1 pseudogene is annotated in these 236 nt (G+C 57.2%); it reads right to left on the bottom strand.

From position 1 onward, the window contains the following. A pseudogene (locus tag ACNQPL_RS26735) lies at nt 1–236 on the bottom strand (sugar-binding protein); the annotation flags it as partial.

Here is a 236-nt window from a genome sequence, read left to right as displayed (position 1 = left end):
GCAGGTCATAGGCGTATTCCAGCGTTTCTTCGGTGATGCCGAGTTGTTTGCCGATGCCGCTGGGTTGACGTTGGATGCTTAGCAACCGGTCGACATCGTCATAGGCATAGTTTTGTCGCGCATCACGGTTGAGCTTGGCCATCAGCCGGCCAATGGGGTCGCGCTCGAACAACGTTTCGCGTTGCGGCTGCTCACCGTTCTCACCGTAGCCAATTTCATCCAGCCGGGTCAGATGG

Source organism: Pseudomonas sp. LFS044 (genome assembly GCF_047978245.1).
In the GTDB taxonomy this organism is placed as follows: domain Bacteria; phylum Pseudomonadota; class Gammaproteobacteria; order Pseudomonadales; family Pseudomonadaceae; genus Aquipseudomonas.
Note: the sequence above shows the minus strand (reverse complement) of the source record. Positions and strands in the feature narration are given on the sequence as shown.